Below are 17,102 nucleotides of genomic sequence, written 5' to 3'. Positions count from 1 at the left end.
ACATGCCACCGCTGGAACACGGGCGGACGCCCCAATTTCCCGGAACGATGATGGACGAACCGCTCGTACTGAATTCCATCGTCACTCGAGCAGAGCAGCTCTTCCGAGACCAGATCATCGTCTCGTACGACGCTGACGGACGCAGTTCGAAGGTCGACTGCGCAACGTTGATGAAGCGCGTGCGCAAACTCGCCTCCGCTCTCTCGAATCTAGGCATCGGAGAGGGGGATCGAGTCGCCACCTTCGCCTGGAACACTCGAGAGCACCTGGAACTTTATCTCGCTGTTCCGTGCCTCGGAGCCGTCGTTCACCCCCTCAACATCAGACTGCACGAGGACGAGCTGGCCTTCATCATCGATGACGCCGAGGACAGTGTCGTCGTCGTCGAAGCCGACTTGAGCGACAGGCTTCCGACGCTTCCCGAGGGCGTACGTCGGATCGTGATCGGTGGCCCGACGACTCTCGGAGCCGGCGACCTGGACTATGAACACTTTCTCGACTCGGGCGATGAAGATTTCGAGTTTCCACGTTTCCCCGAATCGGCGGCCTGCACAATGTGCTACACCGGCGGCACCACCGGGCGGCCCAAGGGCGTGGTCTACACCCACCGATCGACAATGCTGCACACGGTGCTCGAGAGCTTGCCGGACTTCTACGGAATCTGCGAGAGCGACGTGGTGGTCCCGTTTGTTCCCATGTTCCACGCCAATGCCTGGGGACTTCCCTATGCAACGTTGCTGGCCGGTGGACGCCTGGTCCTACCGGGCCCACTGACCGCTCCGGAAGCAATGGCAGCTGTCCTCTCGGAGCAACAGGCGACGGTCTCTGCAGGTGTTCCCACGATCTGGCACGGAGTGGGCGAACTCGACGACCTGCCGGACCTGTCCACACTGAGGATGGTGGTGGCCGGCGGCGCGCCGCTGACCACGGCGCTTCTCAAACGGTTCGACGAATTGGGCATTCCCATGGTTCAGGGATTCGGTATGACAGAGGCCAACCCGTTGATCGCTGTCGGTCGCATTCCCCACCGCAGCACCGCCTCGGGTAAAGACCTGATGGATCTCCGCATGAGCCAGGGACGCCCCATGCCGCTCGTCGACGTGCGCATCGACCAGAACATGGGTGGTGAACTGCAGGTTCGAGGATCGACCATCACCGGTGAGTACTTCGGACGTCCGCGGGGCACAGAGTCCCAATTCACCGAGGACGGTTGGCTGCGAACCGGAGATGTCGCCGAAATCAGCGACGAAGGTGTAATTCGCATTGTCGACCGCACGAAGGACATGATCAAGTCCGGTGGCGAATGGATCCCCTCCGCCGAACTGGAGAACGCAATCGGTGAGCACCCGCTGGTACGCGAGGTGGCCGTCGTTGCCCGATCCGACGATCGCTGGGGAGAACGCCCTGTTGCCTATGTGACGACGACAGGGTCGTCCACGGCAATATCGGCCGCCGAGATCGCCGAATACCTGACTGATCGTGTCCCACGATGGTGGATCCCTGAGGACGTGATCGTGATCGACGCGATCCCAAGGACGAGTGTGGGCAAGTTCGACAAGAAGCGCCTGCGCGATGGACACAACAACCGATGACGGAGTGAGGAACCATGACCAACCGACGACCGATGTGGGCACCGGACGTGCTCGACGGCGTGACCGCGATCGTCACCGGTGCCAGCCGAGGCATCGGACGAGCCATCGCAGCAGCATACGTCGATGCCGGCGCGCGAGTGGTGCTCGTCTCGCGTTCTCAGTCATCGCTGGACGAGGCGTGCACCGCGATCGACCCGACAGGGGAGCGTGTACTCGCCGTCAGCGCCGATGTCAGTGAGGACGGTGCAGGCGACCACGTCCTCGAGCGGGCGATCGAACGCTTCGGTGAAGTCACCACTCTCGTCAACAATGCGGGGATCCATTACCCCACACCGTTTCTCGAGACAAAGGGTAGTGACTGGGAGAGAATCGTCCGCACCAACGTTGTCGGACTCGCGGATATGACGCGAGCGGTTGGTGCTCACCTTGTCGAGCGTGGCAGCGGAACGGTGATCAACGTGTCGTCCTCCTGGGCAGTGCGAGCGGTCCCGGGCCACACCGCCTATGTCACCTCGAAAGCCGCAGTTGCGCATCTGACCCGCACCTTGGCTCGTGAGTGGGCCTCACGCGGCGTCACGGTCAATGCGATTGCACCGGGATATTTCAACACCGAGATCACCGCCGAAGGCATGGACAACCCCGAGATGCTCAAGCAGATGCTGCGGAATGTGCCGCTCAAGCGGATCGCGGAACCCGAGGAACTCGGGCCGCTGGCAGTCTTCCTCGCCTCTCCCGCAGCGGCATACGTGACCGGTTCCTCCTACACCATCGACGGCGGGATGGAACTTGTCTGAGCCGCGCCCACACAGCCGGCCCGGGTATCGATCCGCGTGGACCGAGGCGGACGGGGTCCACGACGTAGCAGCCCTGGCCAGGACGTTCTTCACCCAGTCGGTGCTTCCCCATCAAGAACGCTTCGCCGACCAGCATCGTGTCGATGCGTCGACCTGGCAGGAAGCCGGGCGTCTGGGTCTGCTCCTGCCGAGCGTGCCGGAAGAACTCGGCGGCGGCGGAGGTACCTTCGCCCACGAAGCCGCCGTGCTCTGGGAGCAGGGCCGCACCGGTGACGACACGCTGGCGTATGCCATCCACAGCACGATCGTCCCGCATTACCTGGTGCATTTCGGCACCCCGGAACAACAACAACTCCTACCGCAGATGGCGGCGGGTGATCTGATCGGTGCGATCGCCATGACAGAGCCCGGAGCGGGCTCGGACCTGAAGGCGATCCGCACCACCGCACGCAAGGCGGAAGACGGTTGGATCCTGAACGGCTCGAAGACGTTCATCACCAATGGCTCCATGGCGGGTGTGGTGCTCGTCGTGGCCAGGACCGGCGGACCGGGATCGAAGGGACTGTCTCTGTTCGCAGTAGAGACAAAGGATCTGAAGGGTTTCTCACACGGGAAGCCGCTGCGGAAGATCGGGCAACAGGGGCAGGACACGCGAGAGTTGTTCTTCGATGAAGTGGCGCTTCCTGCGGGCGCTCTGGTCGGGGATGAAGGTGCTGCGTTCACCTACCTGATGCAACAGTTGCCCCAGGAACGCCTTGCAATCGCCATCGGGGCGGTAGCCCAGGCGGAACTCGCTGTCGAGCTGGCAATCGAACACGCACGGCAACGAAGTGCCTTCGGCGCAACGTTGTGGGATCTTCCCTCGTTGCGGCACGAGGTGGCATCCTGCGCAACCGAGGTTCTGAGCACCCGGACTTTCCTGGACCATTGCATCGGAGAGCACGTCGAGGGACGTCTCGACGCGACACTCGCCGCCCAGATCAAACTGGCGTCCACTGAGATGTTGTCCTCGGTCGCGGATCGATGCCTCCAAGTCTTCGGGGGTTACGGATACATCCTCGACTACCCGATTGCGCGCATCTTTGCCGGAGCCCGAGTCCAGCGCATCTACGGCGGCGCCAACGAAGTCATGAAGGAAGTCATCGCGCGAGCGATGTAGGACCAGGAGTAAGCAATGAGCGACGTGGCCACGAAGCAGCGGGTAGCACTGGTGACCGGCGGTACGGGCGGTGTAGGTAGAGGTGTGTGCCTTCGCCTGGCCGCGCAGGGATACCGAATCGGCTTCACCTACAACAGCAATGAGACCGGTGCGATCGAACTGGGCAAGGAAATCGAAGCGCTCGGTGGCGCAGCGTATTTCGACAACCCTGACATGAGTGATCCCGAGCAGGCCGATGGATTCGTGGCACGCGTGCTCGAAGAGTTCGGTCGGCTCGATGCAGTCGTGAACGCCGCGGGACCCTATGCCCACCAGCGATTCGTCAGCACGTTCACCTCGGAGCAATTCGCGCACCATGTGCGATATGAACTCATGGCCTTCTTCGAGCTGGTACGTGCGAGCCTGCCACACCTGCGTGAGAGCAGCGGGTCACTGACGGCGGTCTCCTCGATGGCGTTACGGCGCTATCCCGCACGCGACGCGCTGTCCTCGGTTCCGAAGGGGGGAATCGAGGCGCTGATCCATGCGGTTGCCGTCGAGGAGGGCCGCTTCGGGGTGCGGGCGAATGCTGTCGGACCCGGCGTGCTCGAAGATGGGATGGGCGTCAATCTCGCTGCCACGGGTGATGTTCCGCCGAAGATGCGCGAGGCCGTCGTCAAGCAGATCCCACTGGGTCGGCTGGGCTTGGGTGATGAGGTCGCCGCCATGGTTTGTTTCCTCGTCTCCGACGAGGCCGCCTACGTCACCGGCCAGAAGATCGACGTCGACGGTGGTTACGGACTGTGACACGCGCCGCTCGACATCATTTCCGACATATGGATCGAGGCTGAGAATGACTGAATGGGACCACAGCACTGACTTCCTCGTCATCGGCAGCGGTGCCGGCGCGGTCGGTGCACTCCGAGCGAATGCGTTGGGGAAGAGCGCGCTCGTTGTGGAGAAGACCGATCTGTGGGGTGGGTCGACGTCCATGTCCGGCGGCGTCATCTGGATGCCCAACAACCCGCTGATGCAGCGCGAGGGCGTGCCGGATTCTCACGAGAGTGCGCTGGACTACTTGGATTCGCTCGTGGGCGATGTCGGTCCGGCCTCATCGCTCGAGCGTCGCGAGGCGTATCTCACCGAGGGCAACGAGATGATCTACTTCCTCGAATCCGAGGGTGTGGATTTCATTCGTTGTCCGGGGATGAGTGACTACTACGCCGGGGTTCGGGGTTATCGAAGCGGGTCCATGGCCGGCCGGTCCATCGAGCCGAAGGTCTTCAACCGCAGGAAGCTCGGCAAGTGGAGCAAACGCATTCGTCCCGGGTTCTCACCCCTGCTCAACATCTACACCGGCGAAGGCTCTGCGCTACAGACCCCGAAGAGTTCCGGCGGCCGCTCCGCCGTCGCGCGGGTCGCTTTCCGCACGGCGTGGGGTGTGGCCAGCGGCCAGAGGTATGTCACCAACGGTGAAGCGCTGATGACCCGGATTCTCTACGCGTTGTTGCGGCGCAAGGTGCCGGTATGGCTGAATTCGCCGGTCGTCGAGTTGATCGTCGAGGACGATCGAGTCATCGGGGCAGTCGTCGAAAGGGACGGGATTCGGCTTCGGGTGCAGGCCCGCGACGGGGTGCTCATTGCGTCCGGTGGCTTTTCCCGCAACCTGACTATGCGGGAGGAGTACGCCGGGCACGTGGGACCGATGAGTGACGAGTGGACTTCGTCCAATCCGGGCGATACCGGCGAGGTCATCCGGATGGCCACCGACCTCGGGGCGGACACCGCGATGGTGGACGAAGCCTGGTGGATGCCGACCTGGATGAACGGTGGCAAGCCGGCCATGGCGATGACGGTCGGCGCCAAACCGCATGCGATCACGGTGGATGCCAACGGCGACCGGTTCTACGACGAGTCGATCAGCTATCAGGAAGCGGGACAGCGCATCTATGCGCACCACAAAGCGACGGGCGCGGCGATTCCGGCCTGGTTGATCATCGACAACACTCATCGCCAGAAGTACACCTTCGGCATGGCGCTTCCTGGCAAAGGCCATCAGAAGTGGATCGATGCCGGCGACTGGAAAACGGCCGATACTCTCGAGGAGTTGGCTGCACAGTGCGGGATCAATGCCGAGGGACTGGCGAAGACGGTCGATCGTTTCAACGGGTTCGCCCGCACCGGTATCGACGAGGACTTCCACCGCGGTGAGGGTGGATGGCAGCAGTTCTACGGCGATCCCGATCACGGACCGAACAAGTGCCTCGGCGCCGTCGAGACCGGCCCCTTCTACGCCATTCCGATCTATCCGGGTGACATCGGAACCAGCGGCGGACTGATGACCGACGAACACGGACGCGTGTTGCGTGCCGACGCCTCGCCGATCGAAGGATTGTTCGCGACCGGAAACTGCACGGCGTCGGTCTTCGGCCGCGGCTATCCCGGGGCAGGCGCCACGATCGGTGCCTCGGCCGTATTCGCCTACACCGCCGCCAACTTCGTCGGCAAGCCCGGCGTCCGCACGAAAGCACTTGTTCATGAGTGAGCTGAACGTATCCAGCGACGGAGCCGTGCGGGTCCTGGAGATCAATCGACCCGAGGCGATGAACGCGCTGAACGGTCGACTCATTCGCGACGTGCGCGACGAGGTGGTGCGGGCTGCCGCTGACCCGAGCGTGCGCGTTGCGGTGCTTACCGGCACCGGGACGCGAGCCTTCTCGGCCGGCGCGGACCTCGAAGAGCTCGACGGACTCGATGTGGCTTCGGCGCAACGGATCATGCACGAAGGACAGCAAGCCTTCTGTGACATTGCGTCAGCCGACGTGCCGGTGATCGCGGCTGTCAACGGCCTCGCACTCGGCGGGGGATTCGAACTCGTCCTGGCTTCGACTTTCGCACTGACGTCGGAGTCGGCAAGTTTCGGGTTGCCGGAGTCACGACTGGGGCTGATTCCCGGTTATGGCGGCACGCAACGCCTCGCACCCCTCGTCGGGCAAGCTGCAGCAGCACAGCTCATGCTCACAGGGGAGCGGCTGACGGCACAACGCGCCTATGAACTGGGTCTGACCGTTCTTCCGCCGGTGGCCCCCGAACTCCTGATGACGGAAACAATGAAGGTAGCGCATGTGGTCGCCGGAAACGGTCCCGCGGCGATCCGATCCATCCTGCACCTCGTGCGGCAGGCACACGGGTCGTCGTCGCAGGCCGAGCGACTCGCCGCCGAGACCGACGCCGCTGTCGAGGCAATCGTGGGCGCGGAGTCCACGGAAGGAATCCAGGCATTCCGAGAACGCCGTACAGCCGGCTTCCCGGACCTGGTCGCGGCTGGGAACGAGGAGATGCGATGACGGTGCTCACTCCTCTGGAAGAGTCCCTCGACGACTACCTGGGACTGCATCAGTCCCTGGACGAGCCCTCGATCGACGCTCAGCTCACCGAACGTGAACTCGAAGTTCGACGCCGGACACGGGAAGTCGTCTCACGTGAGGTGGCCCCCAGGGCTCGTTCGGCTGATGAAAACGGTGGATTCGTCGGTGAAGGGGTTCGTGCCCTCGCCGACGCCGGACTGATGGGATTGGTCTTTCCCCGCGAGCTGGGGGGCAGCGGCGACTCGAACGTCGCTTATGCCACGGCCATGGAAGAAATTTCCGCCGCCTGCGGTTCCACCAGTTTGGTGTTCATGACCCAGATGCACGCCGCCTACCCGATCATGACTTTCGGCAGTGAAAGTTTGGCGAAGCAATGGGTCCCGGGGTTGCTGGACGGGTCCATCCTCGGCTCGCTCGCCATCACCGAACCCGGCGCCGGCAGCGACGTTTCCGGACTGCGGACCCGAGCAGTCCACGACGCCGCGACTGGCGGATACCGGCTCAGCGGCTCCAAAACCTTCATCACCACAGGTGACCGTTCCGGCGTGATCGTGTGCTTCGCGACTACGGACCGGGCGAAAGGGCGAGACGGTATCGGGGCATTCGTCGTCGATGGCAGTCAGGCGGAAGTCCGCCGCGGCACCCCGTTCGCCAAGCTCGGCATGCGCGCGTCGAGCACTGCCGAGGTCTTCTTCGATAACGCTTTCGTTCCGTCTGATGCCCTACTGGGTGGTGTGGGCGGTGGATGGCGCGTCGTGATGCAATCGGTCGTCAAGTCCCGGATCAGTGCAGCAGCGCAGGGGGTCGGGTTGGCGCGAGCCGCCTATGCGCGGACCCTTCACGCGTTGCGGTGCGTGTCCCCGGGGCGACTGTCGGATGAGCACCTGTTCGCCCTTGCCACGCTTCGTGGTCGGATCGCTCAGGGTCGTCTCCTGTTGATCACCGTGGCCCGTCATGTGGACGAGAACCCGGATGTCCCCACGGGATTGATCGGGATGATGAAGCAGTCCTGCACCGATCTGGGGTGGGACGTTGCGGCCGAGTGCGCGCGCATTCTGGGGCCGCTCGGAGACTTGGCCGACGTCGGGGTCGAACGCTGCCTCCGGGATGCCAAGGTCACCCAAATCTATGACGGCACCAACGAGGTCCAACGACTTCTCATCGGTCGGGAGATCAATCGCACCGCGACTGCCAGGGACCGGGTCAGCCGTGCCGTGACGGTGAAACAGGAGGAAAGTGCATGAGCGAGGATGTTCGTAAGACCGTTGCGGTCCTGGGCGCGGGCACCATGGGGTCGGGCATCGCCGTGGTGATGGTCCGTGCCGGGCATCCGACGTTGCTCTACGACGTCAGCGAGGCCGGTCTCGAACGAGGAATCGACACCGTCCGCGGCTTCTTCCAGACGGGGGTTCGCAAGGGCAAGATCACCCAGGAGGACGCCGACGCTGCCATCGGGCGTCTGCAGGGCACCACGCAGATGTCCGACCTGGCTTCCGCAGAGGTTGTCGTGGAAGCAGTGTTCGAGGATCTGGCGCTGAAGAAAGAGTTGTTCGGCCAGCTCGACGAAGTCGTCTCCGATCACACTCTTTTCCACACCAACACCTCCACGCTGTCGGTGACCGGCATAGCCTCCGGTTCTCGGCATCCCGAGCGCGTAGTCGGCACGCATTACTGCAACCCCGCTCCTTTGATGAGTCTCGTGGAGGTGGCCGACGGCCGGCACACCGCCACGTGGGCCCATGAGGCCACCGTGAGCTTTTTGTCCGGGCTGGACAAGACCTCGGTGGTCACCAAGGACCGACCGGGATTCATCGTGAACCGCTTCCTCATCCCGTGGGAGAACCGGTGTATCGATGCACTCGAGTCCGGACTGGGAACGCGTGATGGAATCGATGCCGCCGTCAAGTCGCGTCTCGGTCACCCGATGGGCCCCTTCCAGTTGTTGGACATCGTCGGGATGGACATTCACCAGCAGGTCGCCACGCGACTCTACGAGCAGTTGCGAGAGCCCCGGTTCTTCCCTCCGCCGATGGTGGAGCGGATGGTCGCTGCCAATGACCTGGGCCGCAAGACCGGCAGAGGCTTCTACGAGTACGACGACACCAGGCTGTTCGGATCATGAAGGGACGACTCGTGACAACCACCCGATCGGTTGCAGTGGTCGGCGATGCCCACGGGGCATCCGGACTCACCGACCTGTTTTCCGAACACGGCTTCGACGTGCAGGTGATCGACCCGAAGGAACTCGAATTCGCCGAGTTCGCAGTCGATCTGATTATCGAAGTGGTGGCGGAGGACAACAAAGCCGAGGCGCTGCGAGCGATATCCGCGGCGGCACCGGCGGAGGCGATCGTGGCGACGACCACCTCCACCCAGTCCGTGACGGCCCTCGCGACAATGGTCTCGGATCCCGGCCGACTGATCGGCCTGCATTGGGGGCACGAGGGCACCGCTGCAGGACTCATAGAGGTGATTGCCGCCGAGCAGACCGACGTGGCCGTCGTCGAAGAGGTCGGCACGATCGTCGAACGTCTCGAACGGGCGTCGGTGGTTGTGAAGGACAACCCGGGATTTCTCGTGGACTGGTTGTTCTTGCCCTACCTGAACGATGTCGTTCAGGCGTACGACGAACAACTGGCCACGGCGGAGGACATCGACATCGCGGTCAAACTCGGGCTCGGGTACCGCAAGGGACCGTTCCAGATGCTCGAAGAGATCGGAATCGAGCGTCATCTCGCCGCAACCACAGCGGCCTACGAGGCGACGCACGACGGTCGGTTCGCACCACCCCCGCTCCTGCGCCGCCTCGGCAGCGTCAACCAACGCCCCAGCACCCCTGCCCCAGCGGAGAAAGAAAGCATCCAGGCATGACTGATTACCAGGACATCATCGTCGACGTCGACGGACCTGTCGTCACGATCACCATCAACCGTGAAGAGGCAGGCAACAAGCTCCGCGCAGAGACCTGCCTCGAGCTCAGTGACGCCCTGCAGCGGTTCCGGATCAATCCCGAACTACGGGTTGCCATCCTCACCGGTACCGGAAGCAAGTTCTTCTGCATCGGCGGAGAACACGACGAGATGAAGTCGCTCGACCAGTCTCAGGTGCTCCCCATCGTCGACGTCTACCAGGCGATCGACACCATCCCGAAACCCGTGATCGCTGCCGTGAACGGCTTCGCGGTCGGCGGCGGCAACGTCCTGCACACCGTGTGTGATTTGACCATTGCGGCCGAGCACGCAATCTTCCGCCAGGTCGGTCCCATGGTCGGCAGCTTCGACGCTGGTTACGGCACGTGGTATCTCGAGGACACGATCGGCCGCAAGCGCGCGAAGCAGATGTGGTATCTCAACCAGAAGTTCACGGCGACGCAGGCCGTGGAGATGGGGCTGGCGAACGAGGTCGTGGCGGGAGAGGAGCTCCTCGCTCGCGCCGGTGAGATCGCACGAGAGATCGCTACCCGCAGTCCCATGGCGCTGGCGGGTCTGAAGAGTGCCTTCTCCGCTCGGCACAACGGGGTCTCGGGTCAGGCACGTATGGCACACGACCAGATGCTGACCTTGTATCTGTCGACTCAGGAGGCACACGAGCTCAACGAGGCGTTCGCTGCCCGGCGTGAGCCCGACGCAGGCCGGTTCTGGTCATGACCTGGCGAGGCCCACGCCTGCGCGCCGAGGAGGAGGCGATCGTCGATCTCTTCGCTCGGCTTGCAGGGGACCGGGAGCAGATCCACGACGATCAGCCGGCCATCGCCGATGCGCTTCGCGCCGAACTGGGCGCGCTCGGACTCTGGATGATCGATGACGACGAGGATGACGCGAACCCCCGGCGGGTCCCTCAGCTTGTGCTCCATCTCATCGGCAGGAACTGGCCGGCGCTGGGTTGGGCGTGTGCCCAATCCCGTGCTGCGCTGACGGCGCTGGCCGGCGGGCCGACGGAGGCTCGCGAGTACGCCGAGACGGTCCGGTCGGGCAACCGGGTCGTGGTGATCGTCGATGCCGCCGCGATGTCCGTCCGGTTGGAGCGCAGCGGCACGTCGTATGTCGGCGCGATCGACCGTGTCGATCCTGCGAGTGAACTCGACTCGATCGTGCTCCTCGACGGTGATGAGGCGGTATGGCTGCCTTCCGAGGCGATCCAGCAGACTTCGCCGGTGCGGCGATCCGGATTGGACGGGGCGCGGACGGTCGGCGTTGACATCAACGGCGCCGGCATTTCCCTCGGCACGGTCGCGGACGAGATCCGTAGCAGTATGTGGATCGGGGCCGCGGCCGTGGCTGCAGGCATTGCGAGTGCCGCGGTGGACCAAGCCGTGGACTATGCCCGCGGGCGTGAGCAGTTCGGTGGGCCGCTGACCGACTTGCCGGTCATGCGTGCCACGCTGCAGCGACAGGCCGCGCTGGTCGCGAGTTCCACGGCAGCTGCTCTGGAGGCCGATGGATCCGACGTCTCGCAAGCGGCCGGTGTTCTCGCCATTGCATGCGATGCGGCGGTGGAGGTCAGTGGCGCGGCACTTCAGGTTCACGGTGGTTACGGCTATCTCACCGAATATCCGGTGGAGCGGTGGGTGCGTGCCGCGCTGTCTCTTCGCGCCGCAGCGGATGCCATGCAGGCGGGCATCCGGGCAGGTCGTGTTCTGACAGATATGGACAACCAGGAGGTCCCAGCATGAGTATCCAGCGACTGACGGTCCTGGCGAAGGCTCGTTCGGGCATGTTCGACGAGTTCGAGCGGTGGTACGACGAGGTGCATATTCCGGAGATTCTCGAACGTTATCCGGAGGTTGCTTCGGTGGTTCGTTATCGGTTGAGTCCTTCGCTGACGCGCGATGTCGAGCATCTGCACGACTCTGCCGCTGTGTATGAGGTTCGGGGCAGTGCCGCGGAGTTGTGGGACCGTCTCGCAGCGGACAGGAGCCTGACGGTCGGGCAGGGATTCGACTACAAGCGCACCGTTGCGACGTTTTCGGCGTAGGCCAATCACACCCCAAAACTTACAAGGTGCAGAATTATTACTACTTGCTCAACTTGTAACGTGTTGATACTTTGAGTTGGTCGCTCGGTTGTCGAGCCGAGAACTCCACCCCGTCACCGACCCTTCCGGCGGTGACCCGTCCCCGTTTGGACGCGATGATCTTGACTACTGACGATTTGATTAAGACCGCCGTCGAGAAGGCGGATGCAAACGCGCTGCGGTTGGCGCTCTACCAGGCCACCGGTGACCCAGAACTCGCAGAGATGCCGGTCGAATGGGTCGCCCTCCGCGGAGGCGTCTTCCAGTGGCCGTCCCTGTCCGACGAGGACATCGCGACAGTCCGGACCAAGGCCGTCGACTTCCTGTCCGATCCTGCGAACCATGGTCCCCGTGCCGACGTTCCCAGCGATCCCGAGATGCGGCGCCTCATGGAGCTGTTCCAAGGTTCCCCGCTGACGGACAGCGAGTTTCAGGCATATCGCGGCGAGGTCGCCCTGGAGGAGTTCCCGCGCGATCCGCGATGGAGCACCCCTGCAGCACCGGGATCGCTCGACAACTTCAATGTCCTCATCGTCGGCGCCGGGGCCAGCGGCATCGCCATGTCGATCAAGCTCAGCCGTCTCGGCATCAAACACACGATCCTCGAACGCCTCGACGATCTGGGCGGAACGTGGCACCGCCATCGCTATCCCAATGTGCGTGTGGACACGAACTTCCTGCTCTACCAGTACAAGTTCGAGAAGCGCTATGTATTCGACGAGTACTTCCCGACCCAGGCGGCGATCAAGGACTATATGGACTTCGTCGCGCGCAAGTTCGGCGTGGACGAGCATATCGTCTTCGGCCAGGAGGTGGTCGATGCCAGATGGGACGGTACCTCCTCCACCTGGCGTGTCACGGCGAACAATGCGGCCGGCGAGCGGACCGAGTACTCGGCCAACGTGCTCATCACCGCGACCGGACTCTTCGCCACGCCCAAGATGCCCGACTTTCCCGGCCTCGAGAGTTTCGCCGGCGATGTGGTGCACACCGCCGACTGGAACCAGTCGCTGGAGTTGGACGGCAAGCGCATTGCGGTGATCGGGAACGGCTCCACGGGCACTCAGATCCTCCCGAAGATCGCCGAATCGGCCAAGCATGTGACGGCCTTCCAGCGGACTCCGAGTTGGATCGTAGAGACGCCGGGACTTCAGCGCCCCGTGAAGGAACACACCCGCTGGTTGTTGGAGAACATGCCCTATTACTGGAACTGGGCAAGTTACAGCCAGTTCATCGCCACGCTGGCGATGCAGGAGGTGCAGGTCACCGACCCCGCCTGGCAGGCCAGCGGCGGTCTGATCAGTGAGAAGAACGACAGCCTACGCAAACTGCTCTCGGACTACGTCGCGGAGAAGGTCGGACACGATCCGGAACTCGTGGCGAAGCTGGTGCCTACCTACGCACCGCTGGCCCGACGGATCGTGGTCGACAGCGGCTGGTACGACGCGCTCATGCGCGACAACGTCGATCTGAACACCGACGGGGTCCGGGAAATCGTCCCGGAAGGAATCGTGACGAATGCAGGAGAGCTCATCGAACTCGACCTGATCGTCGCTGCAGCCGGGTTCGAGGTGTCGCGCTACTTCTACCCGGCGGAATTCCATGGCCGGAACGGAACGAATTTCGACGATCTGTGGAGCAAGGACGGTGCTCGCGCCTTCCTCGGCATGAGCATCCCTGGCTTCCCCAACTTCTATTCGATCTACGGACCGAACTCCCAGGGGCGCGGCGGCGGTGGCTTCCTCATGTACGTCGACCTGTGGACCCAGTACGTCGCCGAGATGCTGATCGCCCAGATCGAGGGCGGTTTCCGCGAGGTCGAGGTCAAGAAGTCCGCCTACGACGCCTACAACGAGGAAATCGACGAGGCCGTACGCGGGCTGATCTACGAGTCCGAGGGCAAGGGCGGATATTTCGTCAACGAACATGGCAGGTCGGGAGTTCAGATGCCGTGGACCGTCGACGAGTACTACGCGCGTCTGCTGCCGGCCGACATCTCGGACTACGACGTAAGGCGATGATTCCGCAGACTGACCCGCAACCCGGGACCCCGATGGACGGTGCGGGTGAAAAGACACGAGGAGTACAACATGGCTTCTGATGATGTCGTACGGGCAGTCAAGGAACTCAATGATTCGCTCGATTTCGGGGTGAAGCCGTCGATCGACCGGATCCGAGCCCAAGTCGATGCTATGTGGCCCGAACCGAGTCCGGACGTTCAGGTGGAGCCGGCCACGATCGGTGGGGTTCCGGGACGGTGGGTCACCGCCCCGGAACCCCGGAACACCGTGGTGATCCATCTGCACGGAGGGGGGTTCGCCAACGGATCGTCGGTGAGCCATCGAGACCTCGCGGCACGGATCAGCCGGGTTTCGGGCAGTCGAGTCTTCCTGCCCGACTTCTCCTTGAGTCCCGAGCACGCTCTCGGTCGGGCCCTCGACGAGGTCGTCGCGGTATTCCGTGCACTTACGTCGGGCAATATCGATCCGGTCTTTCTCTCAGGAGACTCGGCCGGTGGGGGGCTCGCCCTTTCTGCGGCGCTGCGGTTGCGCGACGAGGCACCGTGCGATGGGCAACGCCTGCCCGCCGGCGTCATCGCGATGTCGCCGTGGGCCGACCTCACTCTCGACTCCGAGAGCTTCAGACGAAACGCCGACATCGACCCCATGGGCAACCCTGCCGCCTATGCATCGCTGGCCCGGGGATACCTGCAGGGGCATGATGCGCGGGATCCGCTCGCGTCGCCCTGCTTCGCCGACTTCACGGGATTTCCTCCGCTGCTGGTGCAGGCCGGGAGCAGTGAGTTGATCGTGGACGACGCAATTCGCGTTGCGGCGGCTGCGCGTCGTGCCGGGTGCGAGGTCGATCTGCAGATCTCCTATCAGATGTGCCATGCCTTCCAGTTGTTCGGTGAGTTCCCCGAGACCGAGCACGCGCTCGAGGAAGTGGGCCGGTTCGTCCGGCGCTGGGCCACACCTTGATTTGTACGCATGCTGTTAAAAAACTTACCCATTGACAATTTTATTTCGCAAAGGTTAACGTTGCCGGACCCGCACTTTCGTAGCCACCGTGGGCTCGGTACACATCCCCGGGGAATCAGGGCCGGCGACGACGTGACCCGCCGCAGATGCAGGAGACGAAAACGATGACATCGCAGGAGATCCTTACTCCGTCGCCGTACCCCGCCACGGGCCTGACCACCGCCGAGCGGATCAAGCTCCCGTCGTTCCCTTCGAGCTGGTACCGCGTTGCGGCGTCCGACGACGTCGAGCCCGGTGCGCTGCACCGGATGCGCTGGTTCGGCCAAGAACTCATTTGCTGGCGACCCGCGAACGGTGGTGAAGCCCGAGTTTTCGACGCGTACTGCGCGCACATGGGCGCAAACATCGGACAGGGCGGCTTCGTGGACGGCGACCGATTGGTGTGCCCCTTCCACCATTGGAAGTACGACTGCGACGGCCGCAACGTCGAGATTCCCTACCGGGACAAGCCGCAGCGAGGTGCTCGCCAGAAGGTGTGGACCTCGGTCGAGCGCAACAACCAGATCTTCGTGTGGTACGACGCGGAAGGCCGTGAACCCCATTGGCTCCCGCCGCAGTTGCCCGAGGCCGACGACCCCGAATTCGTGTGCGTGGTGTCCGAGCAGAGTTGGACGATCCGAACGCACGTCCAGGAGATCCTCGAGAACGCGGTCGACGTCTCGCACTTCCAGTTCGTGCACGGCGTGCCGGGCTTCGGCGCCGTCGAAGTGGTCGAAGGCGGTCCGATGTTCCGGGCCACTGCCTCGGTCACCATGCAGACCGGACGTGGAAGCGTCGAGGGTGCGGTCGAGTCCGAGTTGTGGGGCCTGGGCATCAGTCTGGTCCGGCTCGTAGGGGTGGGGGGAGCGCGCACCCTGTTCACCGTGACCCCGATCGACGACGAGACACTTTTTGCCCGCCATATCTTCTTCGTGCCGGGTGACGAGTCCGGTCCGTCCCGTTACGGCCAAGCCTTCATGAAGGAGTTCAGCAGCCAGATCGTGGAGGACATCCCTATCTGGGAGACCAAGCTCTACCGAGCGAAGCCCCGGCTCGCAACCGGGGAGAATGCGGTGCTCGACTTCCGCCGGTGGGCAGATCAGTTTTATCCGGAAGGCGACGAATGATGCAGTCGATGTTGCCCGGACGAGAAGGAGCACTTCGATGGACCTGCGCCTGACGGAGGACGAGGAAGCCGTCCGCAGCGCCTTTGCCACCCTCTTCGAGAAGGAAGCCGAACGTCGCGGCTCGACGAACGGCACCGATGAGGCGTTCGATGAGCAACTCTGGCAGCTGCTCGTTTCGTTGGATTCACTCGGCATCGCCAATGACACCGAGGACGGGAACATCGTGTGTCTGGCGCTCATGGCGCGCGAGGCCGGTCGGTACCTTGCCGCCGTCCCGATCATCGAAGGGGCGATCGCGCTGCGGGCGCTCACAGCAGTGCCCGACGCCACCGAGCTCGCCGCCGACGTGAGCGCCGGTCGTCTCATTGCGACCGTCGCGCTCGAACCTGTCCGCGACGGAGTTGCCCGGCACGTGGTTGCCGGCGGGATTGCAGATGTCGTACTCGTGCTCGACGGTGACGACTTCGTTGCCCTGCGGGCCGAGCCTCAGCGACGGCCGAGCGGTGACCTCGGATTCCTGGCGCTGGCCGACCGCGCGGTCGACGCCGGTTCGCGGACCGTCCTTGCCACCGGGGAATCCGCCCGGCGAATTTTCGACGATGTCCGCGGGTGGTGGCGTGTCGCCACCGCTGCCGGCCTGGTCGGGCTCGGTGATCAGGCCATCCGTATCGGGGTGGACTACGCGAAGGTGCGATATCAGTTCGGTGTGCCGATCGGTACGTTCCAGGCGGTCCAACACGGTCTGGCGGATGCGGCGACGGACGTCGAGGGCGCAGAGTTGCTTGTCCTGGAGGCGGCATGGGCAGCCGATCAAGGCAGCGCGAACTGGCAGGCGCTGGCTGCGATGGCCTATGCCCAGGCAGCTGACGCTGCCCAGACCGCTGCGTCGGTGAGCTTGCACTACCACGGTGGGTACGGCGTTGCTCTCGAGTATGCGATCCATCGCTATGTCCGACGGGCCAAGGGATGGGCCCTGGCCGGCGGTGACCCGGACGTGTTGTGGGAGCAGATCGGTCAGCAGTTCCTCGAGACAGCGGGAGGTCGGTAGCC

16 protein-coding genes are annotated in these 17,102 nt (G+C 63.7%); all 16 read left to right on the top strand.

From position 1 onward, the window contains the following. The first annotated feature begins 2 nt into the window (after window positions 1-2). The 16 genes from ACNJ7K_RS10700 to ACNJ7K_RS10625 all read left to right on the top strand — a co-directional run bounded on the left by ACNJ7K_RS10700 (window position 3) and on the right by ACNJ7K_RS10625 (window position 17,100). Entirely contained in the window at window positions 3-1,592 is a 1,590-nt protein-coding gene (locus tag ACNJ7K_RS10700; protein ID WP_487041649.1) for a long-chain-fatty-acid--CoA ligase, read from the top strand. Between the two features lie 14 nt (window positions 1,593-1,606). After that, window positions 1,607-2,386: an SDR family NAD(P)-dependent oxidoreductase gene (locus ACNJ7K_RS10695; RefSeq protein WP_487041648.1), complete on the top strand. Its 780-nt coding sequence runs from the start codon at window positions 1,607-1,609 to the stop codon at window positions 2,384-2,386. Further along, window positions 2,379-3,545 carry an acyl-CoA dehydrogenase family protein gene (locus ACNJ7K_RS10690; protein WP_487041647.1) on the top strand — a complete coding sequence of 389 codons (1,167 nt, stop codon included), beginning with the start codon at window positions 2,379-2,381 and terminating at the stop codon, window positions 3,543-3,545. Before ACNJ7K_RS10695 ends, ACNJ7K_RS10690 begins: the two co-directional genes overlap by 8 nt. A 15-nt stretch (window positions 3,546-3,560) precedes the next feature. After that, window positions 3,561-4,331 (top strand): SDR family NAD(P)-dependent oxidoreductase, encoded by a 771-nt coding sequence (locus ACNJ7K_RS10685; RefSeq protein ID WP_487041646.1) that lies wholly within the window; start codon window positions 3,561-3,563, stop codon window positions 4,329-4,331. A 46-nt stretch (window positions 4,332-4,377) separates the two neighbouring features. Continuing rightward, complete coding sequence (locus ACNJ7K_RS10680; RefSeq protein WP_487041645.1) at window positions 4,378-6,069, top strand: FAD-binding protein; 1,692 nt, start codon at window positions 4,378-4,380, stop codon at window positions 6,067-6,069. Next, window positions 6,062-6,871: an enoyl-CoA hydratase/isomerase family protein gene (locus ACNJ7K_RS10675; RefSeq protein WP_487041644.1), complete on the top strand. Its 810-nt coding sequence runs from the start codon at window positions 6,062-6,064 to the stop codon at window positions 6,869-6,871. The genes ACNJ7K_RS10680 and ACNJ7K_RS10675 overlap by 8 nt, the downstream gene beginning before the upstream one ends. Continuing rightward, window positions 6,868-8,136 (top strand): acyl-CoA dehydrogenase family protein, encoded by a 1,269-nt coding sequence (locus ACNJ7K_RS10670; RefSeq protein WP_487041643.1) that lies wholly within the window; start codon window positions 6,868-6,870, stop codon window positions 8,134-8,136. The genes ACNJ7K_RS10675 and ACNJ7K_RS10670 overlap by 4 nt, the downstream gene beginning before the upstream one ends. After that, a complete protein-coding gene (locus ACNJ7K_RS10665; protein ID WP_487041642.1) occupies window positions 8,133-9,014 on the top strand; it encodes a 3-hydroxyacyl-CoA dehydrogenase family protein in 882 nt (293 codons plus the stop codon). Before ACNJ7K_RS10670 ends, ACNJ7K_RS10665 begins: the two co-directional genes overlap by 4 nt. 11 nt (window positions 9,015-9,025) lie before the next feature. Next, window positions 9,026-9,763, top strand: a complete 738-nt coding sequence (locus tag ACNJ7K_RS10660; protein WP_487041641.1) for a 3-hydroxyacyl-CoA dehydrogenase family protein — start codon at window positions 9,026-9,028, stop codon at window positions 9,761-9,763. Next, window positions 9,760-10,539, top strand: a complete 780-nt coding sequence (locus ACNJ7K_RS10655) for an enoyl-CoA hydratase-related protein (RefSeq protein WP_487041640.1) — start codon at window positions 9,760-9,762, stop codon at window positions 10,537-10,539. The genes ACNJ7K_RS10660 and ACNJ7K_RS10655 overlap by 4 nt, the downstream gene beginning before the upstream one ends. Continuing rightward, complete coding sequence (locus tag ACNJ7K_RS10650; protein ID WP_487041639.1) at window positions 10,536-11,564, top strand: acyl-CoA dehydrogenase family protein; 1,029 nt, start codon at window positions 10,536-10,538, stop codon at window positions 11,562-11,564. Before ACNJ7K_RS10655 ends, ACNJ7K_RS10650 begins: the two co-directional genes overlap by 4 nt. A 41-nt stretch (window positions 11,565-11,605) precedes the next feature. Then, window positions 11,606-11,866 (top strand): hypothetical protein, encoded by a 261-nt coding sequence (locus ACNJ7K_RS10645; RefSeq protein ID WP_487041638.1) that lies wholly within the window; start codon window positions 11,606-11,608, stop codon window positions 11,864-11,866. A 161-nt stretch (window positions 11,867-12,027) separates the two neighbouring features. Beyond that, the gene (locus ACNJ7K_RS10640; protein WP_487041637.1) at window positions 12,028-13,926 is read left to right on the top strand and encodes a flavin-containing monooxygenase; all 1,899 of its coding nucleotides are present in this window, start codon (window positions 12,028-12,030) and stop codon (window positions 13,924-13,926) included. A 69-nt stretch (window positions 13,927-13,995) separates the two neighbouring features. Next, the gene (locus ACNJ7K_RS10635) at window positions 13,996-14,886 is read left to right on the top strand and encodes an alpha/beta hydrolase fold domain-containing protein (protein ID WP_487041636.1); all 891 of its coding nucleotides are present in this window, start codon (window positions 13,996-13,998) and stop codon (window positions 14,884-14,886) included. Window positions 14,887-15,050: 164 nt separating this feature from the next. After that, window positions 15,051-16,052 (top strand): Rieske 2Fe-2S domain-containing protein, encoded by a 1,002-nt coding sequence (locus ACNJ7K_RS10630; RefSeq protein WP_487041635.1) that lies wholly within the window; start codon window positions 15,051-15,053, stop codon window positions 16,050-16,052. Between the two features lie 37 nt (window positions 16,053-16,089). Then, entirely contained in the window at window positions 16,090-17,100 is a 1,011-nt protein-coding gene (locus tag ACNJ7K_RS10625) for an acyl-CoA dehydrogenase family protein (RefSeq protein ID WP_487041634.1), read from the top strand. The last annotated feature ends 2 nt before the right edge of the window (window positions 17,101-17,102 follow it).

The organism is Rhodococcus shunpengi (genome assembly GCF_048381395.1).
GTDB lineage: Bacteria > Actinomycetota > Actinomycetes > Mycobacteriales > Mycobacteriaceae > Rhodococcus.
The sequence above is the reverse complement of the archived record's forward strand: the minus strand, read 5'-3'. Positions and strand labels throughout refer to the sequence as shown.

Excerpts from the sequence above, each read along its gene's own strand:
- ACNJ7K_RS10680 (WP_487041645.1), top strand. The coding sequence starts at position 4,378 with ATGACTGAATGGGACCACAGCACTGACTTCCTCGTCATCGGCAGCGGT.
- ACNJ7K_RS10650 (WP_487041639.1), top strand. The coding sequence starts at position 10,536 with ATGACCTGGCGAGGCCCACGCCTGCGCGCCGAGGAGGAGGCGATCGTC.
- ACNJ7K_RS10675 (WP_487041644.1), top strand. The coding sequence starts at position 6,062 with ATGAGTGAGCTGAACGTATCCAGCGACGGAGCCGTGCGGGTCCTGGAG.
- ACNJ7K_RS10665 (WP_487041642.1), top strand. The coding sequence starts at position 8,133 with ATGAGCGAGGATGTTCGTAAGACCGTTGCGGTCCTGGGCGCGGGCACC.
- ACNJ7K_RS10635 (WP_487041636.1), top strand. The coding sequence starts at position 13,996 with ATGGCTTCTGATGATGTCGTACGGGCAGTCAAGGAACTCAATGATTCG.
- ACNJ7K_RS10630 (WP_487041635.1), top strand. The coding sequence starts at position 15,051 with ATGACATCGCAGGAGATCCTTACTCCGTCGCCGTACCCCGCCACGGGC.
- ACNJ7K_RS10700 (WP_487041649.1), top strand. The coding sequence starts at position 3 with ATGCCACCGCTGGAACACGGGCGGACGCCCCAATTTCCCGGAACGATG.
- ACNJ7K_RS10625 (WP_487041634.1), top strand. The coding sequence starts at position 16,090 with ATGGACCTGCGCCTGACGGAGGACGAGGAAGCCGTCCGCAGCGCCTTT.
- ACNJ7K_RS10695 (WP_487041648.1), top strand. The coding sequence starts at position 1,607 with ATGACCAACCGACGACCGATGTGGGCACCGGACGTGCTCGACGGCGTG.
- ACNJ7K_RS10670 (WP_487041643.1), top strand. The coding sequence starts at position 6,868 with ATGACGGTGCTCACTCCTCTGGAAGAGTCCCTCGACGACTACCTGGGA.
- ACNJ7K_RS10685 (WP_487041646.1), top strand. The coding sequence starts at position 3,561 with ATGAGCGACGTGGCCACGAAGCAGCGGGTAGCACTGGTGACCGGCGGT.
- ACNJ7K_RS10645 (WP_487041638.1), top strand. The coding sequence starts at position 11,606 with ATGTTCGACGAGTTCGAGCGGTGGTACGACGAGGTGCATATTCCGGAG.
- ACNJ7K_RS10655 (WP_487041640.1), top strand. The coding sequence starts at position 9,760 with ATGACTGATTACCAGGACATCATCGTCGACGTCGACGGACCTGTCGTC.